We start from the raw sequence: 14,537 nt of genomic DNA on the forward strand, positions 1-14,537 counted from the left end.
ACCTCTTATATCAATAACTTAACTATTTTAAACCCACTAGTAAATTTACTTCCGATACCTATAAAAATTAAATTGTTATAAACCTTATAAAGCTTATTTTCTATCAGCGCTTCTTTAGTTAATGATGGATCTTTTATTGAAACACCATTTATAAGAAGACTTGAAAATTTATCACTTACCTCTATAGTAGGATAATCCAATACAGCCTCCATAGGTAATAGATATTCCTTAATATTTTCCTCTGTTAATTCTAACACATTTATAGATTTAGATTTCACAAAGTTTCCTGTAGATTCTCTCTCTAATTTAGACATCATAGCACCACAATTTAATAGGCTTCCAATATCCTTACATAAGCTTCTAATATAGGTTCCTTTTGAACAAACAACTTTAAATGTTACAAAAGGTATATTAATTTCTTCTATCTCAATACACTCTATGTTTATCTTTCTTTTTTCTCTTTCTATCTCTATTCCTTCACGAGCTAAATCGTAAAGTTTTTTACCATTTACTTTAAGAGCAGAGTACATAGGTGGTTCTTGATAGCTTTCTCCTATAAATGATTCTATAACAGTTCTAATATCTTCTTCTTTAATATGTTCTGTAGATTTCTTAGAAGTAATTTTACCTTCTCTATCGTAGGTATCAGTTTCTAATCCTAATTCTAGTTCCACATTATAAACCTTAGACTCGCTCATAAGATATTCAACAATTTTCGTTGCTTTTCCTACACATATTGGTAGTACACCTTTAGCTAAAGGGTCCAAAGTTCCGATATGCCCCACCTTTTTTTCTTTACTTATATGCCTAACTTTTCTTACTGCATCAAAGGAGGTCATTCCTTCTGGCTTGTAAATATTAATAACCCCATTCATTATATCAACTCTTTTTCTAAAATGTTTATTAAAGTCTTTTTAGCCTTTTCTATATCATGAACATCTCTTAACAAAAGTCCAGATGCCTTTTCATGTCCGCCACCGCCAAAAACTTCAGCTATAGCTCGTACATCAACTTTATCTTTAGATCTTAAACTTATCTTTATACCATCCTCTACTTCTTTTAAAAATGCTCCAACTTCAATAGTATCTATTTGCATTTGAAGGGATATTATCTCAGAATTATCTTCTAATAAAGTAGATTGCTCCTTATTCATAGCAATAATTGCTAATTTATCATTTAAAAACAGTTCAACCTTCTCTAATAGCTGACCATAGAGTTTTAACTTCCTAAGTGGCTTATTTTCAAATATAGTTCTATGAATTAGTGGAAAATCAATACCAGTTTTTATAAGCTTACCTGCAATTTCATGTGTACTCGCAGTTGTACTTGAATACTTAAAAGAACCAGTATCGGTTATTATTGCTGTATATAAACATTTTGCAATATCTGTATCAATAACTACATCTAAGCTTTTTAAAAGAGTATAAACTATTTCGCCTGTAGCAGCTGCCGTAGTATCAACATAATTAATATCACCATATTTACTGTTTGAAAGATGATGATCTATGTTAATGACAGGATTAATTTTAGATTTATCTATTTTTCCAGAAATTCTTTCTACATTTCCACAATCTAACACTATTACGCAATGAGTATTCTTCTTAGGGCAACTAACATTATCTTTTATTTCTTCGGTATTAGGCAGAAACCTATATATACCAGGAACTTTGTCCCTTGATATAATATAGGCTTCTTTACCAATTTTTCTTAGTCCAAGCATCAATCCAAGAGCACTACCTAAAGCATCTCCATCTGGTGACTGATGATAAGTTATTGCAATAGAATCTGAATTTAAGATACTTTCAACAATTTTATTCATTTTTATTTTCCTTTATCTTTTGTAGTAAGGATTCTATATGCATTCCATGTTCTATACTTGTGTCTAGTTCAATCAAAATTTCTGGGTTATGTCTGAGGTTAATCCTCTTACCTATTTCTCTTCTTATAAATCCAGAAGAGCTTTTTAGTGCCTCTAAAGTTTCCTTTTCTTCCGTCTCATTCCCGAAGATACTAATATAAACTTTAGCATATTGTAAATCTTTGGTGACATTAACACCTGTAACACTTACCATAGCATTTATTCTAGGATCTTTAAGATGATTTCGGATTATATCACTAATTTCCTTTTTCATCTCTTCGTTAATTCTTCCACCTCTGTAATTAGCCAATACAATCCCTCCTCTTATAATTTATCTTTTTTTATTTCTTGCATAGTAAAGGCTTCTATTATGTCGCCTTCTTTAAGGTCATTATATTTTTCAATACTAAGTCCACATTCATATCCTGTATTCACTTCTTTTGCATCATCTTTAAATCTTTTTAATGATGCTAATTTAGATTCAAATATAACTATTCCGTCTCTTATTATTCTTACATCACTACTTCTTGTTATTTTACCCTCTGTTACATAACAACCAGCTATAGTACCAAGATTAGATACTTTATAAATCTGTCTAATTTCAGCTTTCCCAAGTACAACCTCTTTATATTCTGGTTCAAGCATTCCAATCATTGCTGTTCTTATATCTTCAATAGCATCGTAGATGATTCTATAAGTCTTTATATCCACATCTTCTTTTTCTGCTAGAGTAATTGCATTTCCATCTGGTCTTACATTAAATCCAATTACCAATGCATTTGAAGCTGCTGCAAGACTTATATCAGTTTCTGTAATAGCACCTACTGCTCCATGAAGAACTCTTACTTTAACAGTTTCTGAAGATAATTTCTCTAAGGATTGTTTTATGGCTTCTACAGAACCTTGCATATCTGCTTTTACTATAACTCCTAGTTCTTTTATTTTTCCTTCTTGAATTTGACTATATAAGTCTTCTAAAGATACCCTATGATTTGCTTGAAGGTATTTTTCTTTATCCTTATCTTTTCTTGTTTGAGCCATATTTCTAGCTGTCTTTTCATCTTTTACTTCATGGAACCTATCTCCTGCTGATGGTACTTCAGAAAGTCCTAAGATTTCTACTGGAATTGAAGGTCCTGCTGATTTAATGTTTTTACCCTTATCATCAAACATAGCTCTTATTCTTCCATAAGTACTACCAACTAATATAGCATCTCCTACATTTAAAGTACCATTTTGAACTAACAATGTAGCAACTGGTCCTCTTCCTTTATCTAATTGGCCTTCTATAACTGTACCTATAGCTTTTCTCTTAGAGTTTGCTTTTAATTCTAAAATTTCAGAAGAAAGTAATACCATTTCAAGTAATGTATCTATACCTTCCTTTGAACGAGCCGATACAGGAACACATATAGTATCTCCACCCCATTCTTCTGGAACTAAACCATGATCTGAAAGTTCTTGTTTTACTTTGTCAAGATTTGCTGAAGGTTTATCCATTTTGTTTATAGCAACTACCATAGGAACATTAGCTGCTTTACAGTGATTTATAGCTTCTTTTGTTTGAGGCATTATTCCATCATCTGCTGCTACTACTAATATTACAACATCTGTAACCTGTGCTCCACGAGATCTCATTGCTGTAAAAGCTTCATGACCTGGAGTATCTAAAAATGTTATCTTTTCTCCACTTACCTCTACAGTATAAGCTCCTATGTGCTGAGTTATTCCGCCTGCTTCATTTTCAGTTACCTTTGCTTTTCTTATAGCATCTAATAAAGAAGTCTTACCATGATCAACGTGTCCCATTACAGTAACTATAGGAGGTCTTTTTTCTGCTTCTGTATCTTCTTCTATATTTACTTCCTCTAATTTTTCTAATTCCTCTTCTTTTAATACTAGTGTTATATCAAGCTTTTCAGCTGCCTTTTCTGCAGTTTTAAAATCAATTTCTTGGTTTATTGCTGCCATTACTCCACTAAATATTAGAGCTTTTATAACCTCCACTATAGGTTTATCAATCTTCTCTGCAAAATCTTTAACCGTGATATTATTTCCTATTTCTACTATAATCTTATCTTCAACTGAATTTTCTTCCATATTTGAGCCTTCCTCTTCCGAATATCGAGGACTCTTATCGCCTCTTTTATTCTTAAATTTAGATTTTTTAACTTGTTTATTTATTTCTTCTGAAACTATTTCTTCATATTCTTCTACTATATTCTTTGACTTATTTTCTTCATTAGCTTTATTAGTTTCTTTATCTTTTTCAGCCTTTGCTCTTTCTTCAATCAACTCTTTTATTAAATTAGCCTCTTCATCCTCAATGACACTCATATGATTTTTAACTTCTACGTCAAATTCATCCATTAATGACTTTATAAGCTCTTTACTTGTAATTTTCAATTCCTTTGCTAATTCATAAATTCTTATCTTTGACAATTCATTCACCCCCGAAATTAATTTTTTAAAAGATTACGCATAATTTATTATTTATAAGAGTCCATTAATTTATCACTCATGTTTTTATTTAATACTGCTAGAATATTTATTTCTTGCCTTCCAACACTACTTCCAAGTTCTTCTTTTGAGTAACATTCAATACACTTTATACCTTTTTCATGGCAATATTTTAAAAACTCTTTTCTACTTTTAGGAGAAAGATCCATTGACAATATAATCAGATATATTTTCTTGTTTTTTTGTATAGCTTCTTCACATCTATTATATCCTTCTAGTAAATTTCCTGATCTCTTTACTAGACCTAAAAATTGCAAAAAGCTATCTGTCATTTATTACCTCTTGTTTTAAAGTTTCATATATGTTTTCATCAATATTAGTTTCGAGATTTTTATTTAATCTTTTGTTTTTAAAGGCTTTTTCTAAGCATGATGAACTTTTACAAATATATGCGCCTCTACCGGATTTTTTGCCAGTTAAATCTACAGAAACTTCTCCTTCAGGACTCTTAACAATTCTAATCATTTCTTTTTTTGGATTCATTTCCATACACCCGTTACACATTCTTAGCGGTATCTTTTTAACTTTCATATCACAACACCTCTTTATGATTATTGTGAAACACTTGACATGCTTTTAATATCTATTTTCCAGCCTGTAAGCTTAGCTGCGAGTCTTACATTTTGGCCTTCTTTACCTATAGCTAAAGACAATTGGTTATCTTCTACTACAACTTGAGCACATTTAGTGTCCTCTTCTATTTTAACATCTACTACCTTAGCAGGACTTAATGAATTAGAAATATATTCTTCTGGAACCTTGCTCCATTTAATTATATCTATTTTTTCATTTTTTAATTCGTTTACTATTTTTTGAACTCTTATACCTTTAGGACCAACACATGCTCCCATAGCATCTATTGCTTCATCTTTAGAGTAAACTGAAATTTTAGTACGTGCACCTGCTTCTCTTGCAATACTTTTAACTTCTACTATGCCTTCATATATTTCTGGAACTTCCAGTTCAAATAATCTTTTTATAAGTCCTGGGTGAGTTCTAGATACAATTACTTGAGCACCTTTTGTGGTATTTTTAACTTCTACTATATATAACTTTAATTTTTCATTAAAGATATACTCTTCACCTGGCATCTGCTCATTAGGTCCTAGCACTGCTTCTATTTTTCCAAGGTCTACAAAAACATTACCCTTATCTTTTCTAATTACAGATCCTGTTATTATATCAAATTCTTTTTCTATAAACTCATTATACACTATATTTCTTTCGGCTTCTTTTATTCTTTGTACTACTACTTGTTTCGCTAGTTGAGCCGCCACCCTACCAAAAGTTTTAGGTGTAACTTCTATTTCTACTGTATCACCAATTTCATAGCGCGCACTTAATTCTTTTGCATCTTCTACTGAAATTTCTATTACTTCATCTTCGGTAATTTCCACTACAACCTTTTGAGCATAAACATGGATTTCTCCTGTTTCTCTATTCATAGTAACCCTAACATTTTGTGATGATACACCAGAGTTCGCATAATTCTTCTTGTAAGCAGCAACTAAGGCATCCTCAATTGTAGTAAAAAGCATATCTGAACTTATACCCTTTTCTTTAACTATTTCTTTTAATGCATCTATAAATTCATCATTCATCTTAATAGACACCCTATATCTCCCCTTCTATATTCATAGCTTTAATTATATCTCTTGGTATACTTAAAGCTTCATCTTCTATTGATAAAACTATATTTTCATTATCAAAACTTACTAAAGTACCCTTATATAATTTATTATCATTTAACTTTTTATTTAATCTAACTAGAACTTCTTTATTAATACTATCCCCATAATGTTTTTCTGTATGTAAACTCCTATTTAGTCCTGGTGAAGATACTTCTAGATAATAAGATTCTGCGATTGGATCCTTTTCATCAAGCATAGTGCTAATAGGTCTACTTACCTTTTCACAATCTTCCAAAGATATGCCATTTTCACTTTCAATATATACTCTTAAATAATTTTCTCCATCATCTTTTACGAATTCTAAATAATACATTTCATAACCTTTATCTTCTACTATTGGTCTTATTAATAAATCTAAGTTTTCAATTAAAGGATTAAGTTTCATTTTACCCCTCCTTTTGTTTTGGTACATTAATCTTTATTTTATGTACTTATACTAACTTTATTCAATATAGTAGTCTATATTGTAGTAAAAACGCAACAGACGTTGCGTTTTACCCATACACAAATATAAAGAGCGGGTTTTCTGACCCACTCTGTTTGAAGCTAATATATTAAGTAAACTTTACAATAATATATTATCATAATAAAAAGTTTATTACAAGCAGTTTTTTCAAATATGGTGGTTTTATAAGGTAAATAGACTTAACTGATTAGTTTCAGGAAGTCCCCTTAAACATCCATGCACACTTAAAGTCTCTATAACTGTTTTTGAAACCTTTGTTCGAGTCCTAAGATCTTCTTTAGAAATAAACTCCCCATCATTTCTAAATGTAGCTATGCTTTTAGCTGCATTATCACCTACACCTTGAAGTCCATTTAAAGGTGGCCTTATACCATCTTCTTCAATTAAAAATTTAGTTGGGTGTGATTTATAAAGATCTACCTTTAAAAAGGTTATATTTCTTTTATACATTTCATAAGAAAGCTCTAATATGGTTAAAAGTCCTTTATCTTTTTGAGTTAGGTTATTTCCAAGCTTACCAATTTCATAAATCTTAGCTTTTATAACTTCTTCTCCTTTTATAATAAGATCTGCATCAAAGTCGTCAGCTCTAACAGTAAAGTAAGTGGCATAATAAGCTTCAGGATAATATACTTTAAAATAAGCAATTCTAACTGCCATCATTACATAAGCTGCAGCATGGCCTTTAGGAAACATATACTTAATTTTTTCACAAGATTCTATATACCAATCAGGAACATTGTTTTCCTTCATAACCTTTATATCCTCTTCTTTAAGCCCCTTACCCTTTCTAACCTTTTCCATTATAGTAAAAGCTATTTTAGGAGGTACGTTTTTATGCATTAAATATATCATTATGTCATCTCTAGTAGATATACAATCCTTAAGCGTTGTAAAGCCTTCTTTTATATAGTATTGTGCATTATTAACCCATACATCAGTACCATGAGAAAGGCCAGATATTCTAACCAAATCAGCAAAGGTTTGTGGCTGAGTATCAATTAACATCTGCCGTACAAATTTAGTACCAAATTCCGGCAGTCCATAAGTTCCAACCTCGCATCCTAACTGCTCTTTTGTTAACCCCAAAGCTTCTGTAGATGTAAATAAGCTCATAACCTTTTTATCGTTTAAAGGAACGCTTTTAGGGTCTATTCCTGTAAGATCTTGAAGCATCCTTAAAACTGTAGGATCATCATGACCTAAAATATCTAATTTAAGCAGCCTTCCACTAATAGAATGATAATCAAAGTGCGTAGTTATTATATCTGTACTATTATCATCTGCTGGATGTTGTATTGGAGTAAAGTTAAATATCTCATTATCCCTTGGAACAACCATTATTCCACCAGGATGTTGCCCTGTAGTTCTTTTTATTCCAGTACACCCAAGTGTAAGCCTATCTATTTCAGCTTGAGTTACCATAATATCTTTTTCTGCTAAATATTTTCTTACAAAGCCATAAGCAGTTTTTTCTGCTATAGTTCCAATAGTTCCCGCTTTAAATACATAACCCTTACCAAATAATACTTCTGTATACTTATGGACTACAGCTTGATATTCCCCAGAAAAATTTAAGTCAATATCTGGTTCCTTGTCTCCTTCAAATCCTAGAAAGGTTTCAAAAGGAATATCGTGGCCATCTTTTATGTATAGACTTTCACATATCTCACAATTCTTGTCTGGTAGGTCTACTCCCGAACTTATAGATCCATCTAAAATAAATTCACTATGTTTACATTTAGGGCATACATAATGAGGAGGCAATCCATTAACTTCTGTTATATCACACATAGTAGCAACTAGTGATGAACCTACAGACCCCCTAGACCCTACAAGATATCCATCTTCTAAAGATTTAGCTACTAATTTATGAGCAATTAAATAAAGCACAGCATACCCGTTACTTATTATAGAGTTTAATTCTTTATCTAATCTTTTTTGAACAACTTCTGGTAACTCATCACCATATAAATCATGAGCTCTTTTAAGAGTCATGGTTTTAACCTCTTCCTCAGCACCATCTATTTTAGGTGGAAAAGTTTCATCCGGAATAGGTTTTACATATTCAATAATATCTGAAATCTTTTGGGTATTATATATAACTACTTCTTTCGATTTTTCTTCCCCTAGATATGAAAATTCTCTTAACATCTCTGTGGTTGTTCTAAAATATAATGGTGGCTGGTTATCCGCATCACTAAAACCTTGCCCTGCCATTATTATTCTTCTAAAGACTTCATCTCTTGGTTCAAGAAAATGTACATCTCCAGTAGCAACCACAATTTTTCCTTTTTTCTTTGCAAGCTCGCATATTTTTTTATTTATTTGAATTAATTCTTCTTTATCTTTTACTCTTCCATTTCTTATTAGAAACTCATTATTTTCTAAGGGCTGAATTTCTAAATAATCATAAAAATCTGCGATACGCTCTAATTCTTCATCATTTTTACCCTCTAGGATTGCTCTATAAATTTCTCCAGCTTCACAGGCTGATCCCACAATTAAGCCTTCCCTATATTTGGATATTAAGGTTTTAGGAAGCCTTGGATGCTTAAAAAAGTTATCTAAATGAGCTTCTGATATAAGTTTATATAAATTTTTAATACCTACCTGGTTTTTAGCTAATAAAATTATGTGGTATGTAGGTTGTTTTTTTATATTTACGTTTTTTAAAAACTCATCATTTAAATCATTCAAATTAAAAATCCCTTTTTCTTCTAAGTCTTCTATACCTTTTATAAGAATATCCGCTGTAGCCTTTGCATCATCTATAGCCCTATGATGATTATCAAGGGATATTCCTAGATGTTTTGCAACTACATTTAATTTATATCTTTTTAGTTCTGGATATAAAAACCTTGCAAGAGGTATTGTATCTAGAACAGAATTATTTAATTTTATATTCATATCTCCACAATTTTTTCTTATAAAAGATATATCAAAAGGTGCATTATGTGCTACTAGTACAGCATCGCCGGCAAAGTTCATAAACCTTGGCAAAACATCTTCTATATAATCACTATCCCTAACCATATCATCAGTTATACTTGTTAATTCAACAATTTTTGAAGGTATTATTCTTTTAGGATTTACAAATTCACTAAACCTGTCTATTATTTTACCTTCTTTAATTTTAACCGCACCAATTTCAATTATACTATCATTTTTACTAGAGAATCCTGTGGTTTCAAGGTCAAATACCACAAAAATATCTTTGAAATTTTGTCCTTTTTCTTTTTCAACTATTGGTATACCATTGTCTACTAAGTATCCTTCAACACCATAGATGATTTTTATACCATGTTTTTTACCTGCTTCCATAGCTTCAGGATAAGCTTGAACTACACCATGATCTGTAATGGCAATTGCCTTATGTCCCCACTTTGCAGCTCTTTCTACCAATTTACCAATAGGTGTTATAGCATCCATAGCACTCATAGTAGAATGCAGGTGTAATTCCACCCGTTTTTCATCATTGGTATCCATTCTCTCTATCTTAGGAACCTTAACAATATTTCTTACCATTATAACTATTTCTTTTGCATAAGGATCATTTGTAACTTCACCTTTTATCTTACAATGTAATCCTGTTTTTATATTTTCCAATACTCTTTCTGTATCCTTTGGTCTTAGAAAACACTTAACCGTAATAGAACTCGTATAATCTGTTAAAGCAAATGTTACTATTTTTTTACCCGTTTTAGTTTCAATTACCTCACTTTTAAAAATGTCGCCTAAAACAGTCACCACTCCAGAAGTTTGATCTAAAGATTCAATAGGCACACTATCTTCAGTAATGTTTCTTCCAAGTATTACATTTTCATTTGAATAATCATTACCATTTTCATTATACCTAGTACTTTTATTAGCAGTACTTTGTTTAGATGGTTTTTTTGTTATATCCACATTTTTAAATGCTTTTTCTATCATAGTTATATTTTCTTTTTGAGTTGATTTTATATAATCCTTCTCTTTTAGACTTTCATCATAAATTATATCTATTCCACATTGTATTCCAAAAAGACCTTCTATACTATTTTTCATAAATTCATTAAATTTACGTCTTTTAATCATTTTGCACATAAATTCATTACCATAATGTATTTCTATTTTGTTACCATTTACACTTTTTTTACCTGAAATTAATATATCTTTAAATACCGGCATCTTGTCTACCACATCTGTCATTAAATCAACCCAATGTGTTGTTATTACATCTTCTAATGAAGCATTTTTAATATCTTTATAACAAACTAATTCTATATTAAAATTTAGTCCTAATTCTTTTTGTATTATTGACTTAATTTCTTTTTCTTTTGATACATCTAATTGATAAGGTGATTTTAATATAATCTTTAAATTATTGCTTTTTTTATAAAATTGAATCTTTAATAATTCCATGTCTTCAAATATTTCTTTATCGAATAATCCTTTTTTTAAAACAGGAGTATCTTGAGTTATATCTATACTCATTTTTCTTCCGTTACCAAAATCTTATAATAATCTATAAAGTAGTTATGAATTTAATATTAATTATAAATTTTGGAACAGTTCACCTCCTTTAATATGATAGTAGTTAATAGAAAGTATGTAGGATTTAACCTACATACTTTCTATTTCTTTTATTAGTGCTTCTACGAGTTCATTTTCTTTTACTTTTTTTATTATTTCACCTTTTTTAAATATTAAACCTTCGCCATTACCTCCAGCAATGCCTATGTCTGCTTCCCTTGCTTCTCCAGGTCCATTAACTACGCAGCCCATAACAGCAACTTTAATGTTTTTATCTAAATTAGAAATCCTGTCCTCAACCTGTTTTGCTATATTTATAAGGTCTATTTGAGTCCTACCACAAGTAGGGCAAGATATAAATTCAATTCCACCTTTAATTAGTCCAAGTGATTTCAAAATTTCTTTACCTACCTTTATTTCTTCTAAAGGATCACCAGTAAGTGATACTCTTATAGTATCTCCAATACCTTCCGATAACAGTGCACCTATTCCTACAGAGGACTTTATGCTGCCTCTCCATATAGTCCCTGCCTCTGTAACACCTAAATGAAGAGGGTAATCTGTGGCTTTTGACATTAATCTATAACTATCTATCATCATAGGTACATCAGAAGACTTAATAGATATAACAATATCATTAAAATTAACCTTTTCTAATATACTTATATGACTAAGAGCACTTTCTACTAATGCCTTTGATGTAACTTTCCCATATTTAGCTAAAAGTGTTTTATCTAAAGATCCACTATTTACACCTATTCGTATGGGTATGTCTTTTTCCTTAGCCTTTTTTGCTAATAATTCTACCCTATCTAAACTTCCAATATTGCCAGGATTTATTCTTAGGGCTGATATACCATTATTTATAGATTCTAAAGCTAATCTATAATCAAAATGTATGTCTGCAACTAGAGGAATATCAATTTGTTTTACTATTTCCTTTATAGCTACTGCAGCTTCCATATCTGGAACTGCACATCTTATTATGTCACATCCTGCTTTCGTTAATTCATTAATTTGAGCTACTGTGGCTTTTATATCTCGAGTATCTGTATTAGTCATAGATTGAATAGTTATAGGAGCATCTCCTCCTACATATATATTTCCAACCTTAACTTTACGAGTAGTTTTTCTATCCATTTTATTCATCTCCTAAAAACTTATAGGGCGTAATATGTCCTTTATAGTTACTAATATCATTATCACTATAAGACATGAGAACCCAATATAATTTAATGTGCCTATTATTTTATCACTTATCTTTTTACGAGTTATAAGTTCTATAAACAATAAGAAAATCCATCCTCCGTCTAAAGCTGGGAATGGTAGCAGATTAAATATACCTAATTGTATACTTAAAAACCCAGCAAAAAGCAACAAATTCCATATTCCAGATTTAGCTGCTGCACCGGTTGCCTTGATTATAGTAACAGGTCCTCCTACATCATTTAATGTAGCCTTTCCTGTGAATATAGTTTTTAAAGCTCCAAATGTTTGATTAATTAATGACTTACTTTGTAACACTCCATAATTAACAGATTGAATGAAATTCGGTTTTTCCATTATGGCAGGTGATATACCTACAGCATATTTATTTAATTCTTCATTAAATCTAGGGGTTATAATAAGATCTTTAATTTCTCCACTTCTTTCAATTTGTAAGTTTATATTTTCGCCCTTTCCTAAAGATACACCCATAGCAAAATCTTCCCATGTTGAAATCTTTTTTCCGTTAAGACTTTTTATATTATCTCCAGAAATAAGTCCTGATTCCATAGCAGGTGAGTTATCAATAACTTCATTTATCTTAGGTAACACAAAGCCATTATTCATAGCTATAATTGCAAATAAAAGTAAAGCTAGTATAAAATTCATTATAGGTCCTGCCGCTATTACACTTATTCTTCTTAAAGGAGATTTAGATGAAAATGCTCTTTCATCATTTACATTATCCTCTTCTCCAAGCATTTTTACATAACCACCAATAGGCAAGGCCTTTATAAGATATTCTGTTTCTTTACCCTTAAACCCAAAAATTTTAGGACCCATTCCTAGTGAAAATTCTTCAACCTTTATTCCATTAAGCTTTGCAATGGTAAAATGTCCTAATTCGTGTCCAACTATAAGCATACTAAATGCTAATACAGCCCAAACTATATACATATATTATATTCCTCCTAATTATATTTTAAGTTTATATATGACCTTACTTCTTTATCTGCATCTTTTATGTTTTTTAAATTTAATTCTACATTAAAATTAAATTTTCTCATGCATTCTTCTATTATAACAGGTATCTCTAAGAAGTTTATTTTCTTACTTATAAAAAGACTAACGCATACTTCATTTGCAGCATTTAATATAGTTGGCATAATTCCTCCCATTTTACCTGCTTCAAAAGCTAAACTTAAACATCTAAATGTGTTCATATCAGGCTTTTCAAAGGTTAAAGGTTTTAAAGAAAAAAAGTCTAGTGTATCTACTACAGCTTCCTTTCTCTTTGGATAATTTAAAGCATATTGTATAGGCAGCCTCATATCTGGATTACCCATCTGTGTAATAACAGATCTATCTTTAAATTCTACCCCAGAATGTATTATACTTTGTGGATGCACTACCACATTTATGTCTTCATAGTCCACATTAAATAAATGATGTGCTTCTATTACTTCTAAACCTTTATTCATAAGTGTTGCTGAATCAATAGTTATTTTGCTTCCCATTTTCCAATTAGGATGATTTAATGCTTCTTCCAATGTAACCTTTTTTAAATCTTCTATGCTTTTCCCTCTAAAAGGACCTCCAGATGCAGTTAAAATTATTTTATTTATTCTATTCTCTTTATTTCCTTGGATACATTGAAAAATCGCACTATGTTCTGAATCTACAGGCAGTATACTAACATTATTTATTCTGGCCTCTTCCATTATAAGGTCCCCAGCTACTACTAGAGTTTCTTTATTTGCAAGTGCTATATTTTTACCAGATCTAATAGCTTTAAGTGTAGGTTCTAGCCCTATCATTCCAACTATAGATGTAACTACTGTATCAATTTCATCTAAAGATGCAATATAATTTAATCCTTCTATATCATTTAATAATAAAGTTTTCTTTTTTTCTTTATCTACAAATTGATTAATTGCTTTATAAGTTTCATAATCATTCACTACCATATATTTAGGCTGGAATTCTTCTATTATTTCAATAGCTTTTTCATAGCTTTTATTTAAAGATACTGCTACAAGATTAAAATTGTCCCTGTCTTTTTTAATTACATCTAAGGTTTGCATACCTATAGATCCTGTAGCTCCAATTATCGTGATATTTTTCATTAACCTTCCTCCTAAGTTTTAACTAAATCTTAGTATATAATTCTTATAAAATTTAATATACCATATTTATTCTTTTATATAAAGTAAGTTTGTTAAACAGAGTAATTATTATTATTTTATTAATATATCTTTTTAATTATTCCTTTTGGTAATTT

The 14,537-nt window shown here is 30.3% G+C and carries 12 protein-coding genes; all 12 read right to left on the reverse strand.

Annotated elements, in window-relative coordinates; genetic code table 11:
- Positions 1 to 5: 5 nt before the first annotated feature.
- The 12 genes from truB to dxr all read right to left on the reverse strand — a co-directional run bounded on the left by truB (position 6) and on the right by dxr (position 14,382).
- Positions 6 to 875: a tRNA pseudouridine(55) synthase TruB gene (gene truB, locus BD821_RS06675; protein ID WP_104409816.1), complete on the reverse strand. Its 870-nt coding sequence runs from the start codon at positions 873 to 875 to the stop codon at positions 6 to 8.
- Complete coding sequence (locus BD821_RS06680; RefSeq protein WP_104409817.1) at positions 875 to 1,819, reverse strand: DHH family phosphoesterase; 945 nt, start codon at positions 1,817 to 1,819, stop codon at positions 875 to 877. Before BD821_RS06680 ends, truB begins: the two co-directional genes overlap by 1 nt.
- Entirely contained in the window at positions 1,812 to 2,168 is a 357-nt protein-coding gene (gene rbfA, locus BD821_RS06685; protein ID WP_029453045.1) for a 30S ribosome-binding factor RbfA, read from the reverse strand. The genes BD821_RS06680 and rbfA overlap by 8 nt, the downstream gene beginning before the upstream one ends.
- A gap of 14 nt (positions 2,169 to 2,182) precedes the next feature.
- Positions 2,183 to 4,300 carry a translation initiation factor IF-2 gene (infB, locus tag BD821_RS06690; protein ID WP_104409818.1) on the reverse strand — a complete coding sequence of 706 codons (2,118 nt, stop codon included), beginning with the start codon at positions 4,298 to 4,300 and terminating at the stop codon, positions 2,183 to 2,185.
- Between the two features lie 47 nt (positions 4,301 to 4,347).
- Positions 4,348 to 4,650 (reverse strand): ribosomal L7Ae/L30e/S12e/Gadd45 family protein, encoded by a 303-nt coding sequence (locus BD821_RS06695; protein ID WP_104409819.1) that lies wholly within the window; start codon positions 4,648 to 4,650, stop codon positions 4,348 to 4,350.
- Entirely contained in the window at positions 4,640 to 4,909 is a 270-nt protein-coding gene (rnpM, locus tag BD821_RS06700) for an RNase P modulator RnpM (RefSeq protein ID WP_104409820.1), read from the reverse strand. The genes BD821_RS06695 and rnpM overlap by 11 nt, the downstream gene beginning before the upstream one ends.
- 20 nt (positions 4,910 to 4,929) lie before the next feature.
- The gene (gene nusA / locus BD821_RS06705) at positions 4,930 to 5,979 is read right to left on the reverse strand and encodes a transcription termination factor NusA (RefSeq protein WP_104409836.1); all 1,050 of its coding nucleotides are present in this window, start codon (positions 5,977 to 5,979) and stop codon (positions 4,930 to 4,932) included.
- Positions 5,980 to 5,992: 13 nt separating this feature from the next.
- The gene (gene rimP / locus BD821_RS06710) at positions 5,993 to 6,454 is read right to left on the reverse strand and encodes a ribosome maturation factor RimP (RefSeq protein ID WP_029453040.1); all 462 of its coding nucleotides are present in this window, start codon (positions 6,452 to 6,454) and stop codon (positions 5,993 to 5,995) included.
- Between the two features lie 243 nt (positions 6,455 to 6,697).
- A complete protein-coding gene (locus BD821_RS06715) occupies positions 6,698 to 11,011 on the reverse strand; it encodes a PolC-type DNA polymerase III (protein WP_104409821.1) in 4,314 nt (1,437 codons plus the stop codon).
- A gap of 129 nt (positions 11,012 to 11,140) precedes the next feature.
- Positions 11,141 to 12,190 carry a flavodoxin-dependent (E)-4-hydroxy-3-methylbut-2-enyl-diphosphate synthase gene (gene ispG, locus BD821_RS06720; protein WP_104409822.1) on the reverse strand — a complete coding sequence of 350 codons (1,050 nt, stop codon included), beginning with the start codon at positions 12,188 to 12,190 and terminating at the stop codon, positions 11,141 to 11,143.
- Positions 12,191 to 12,202: 12 nt separating this feature from the next.
- Positions 12,203 to 13,213 carry an RIP metalloprotease RseP gene (rseP, locus tag BD821_RS06725; RefSeq protein ID WP_104409823.1) on the reverse strand — a complete coding sequence of 337 codons (1,011 nt, stop codon included), beginning with the start codon at positions 13,211 to 13,213 and terminating at the stop codon, positions 12,203 to 12,205.
- 14 nt (positions 13,214 to 13,227) lie between these two features.
- Positions 13,228 to 14,382 carry a 1-deoxy-D-xylulose-5-phosphate reductoisomerase gene (dxr, locus tag BD821_RS06730; RefSeq protein WP_104409824.1) on the reverse strand — a complete coding sequence of 385 codons (1,155 nt, stop codon included), beginning with the start codon at positions 14,380 to 14,382 and terminating at the stop codon, positions 13,228 to 13,230.
- Between the last annotated feature and the right edge of the window lie 155 nt (positions 14,383 to 14,537).

The organism is Clostridium algidicarnis DSM 15099 (assembly GCF_002934235.1).
In the GTDB taxonomy this organism is placed as follows: domain Bacteria; phylum Bacillota; class Clostridia; order Clostridiales; family Clostridiaceae; genus Clostridium_L; species Clostridium_L algidicarnis.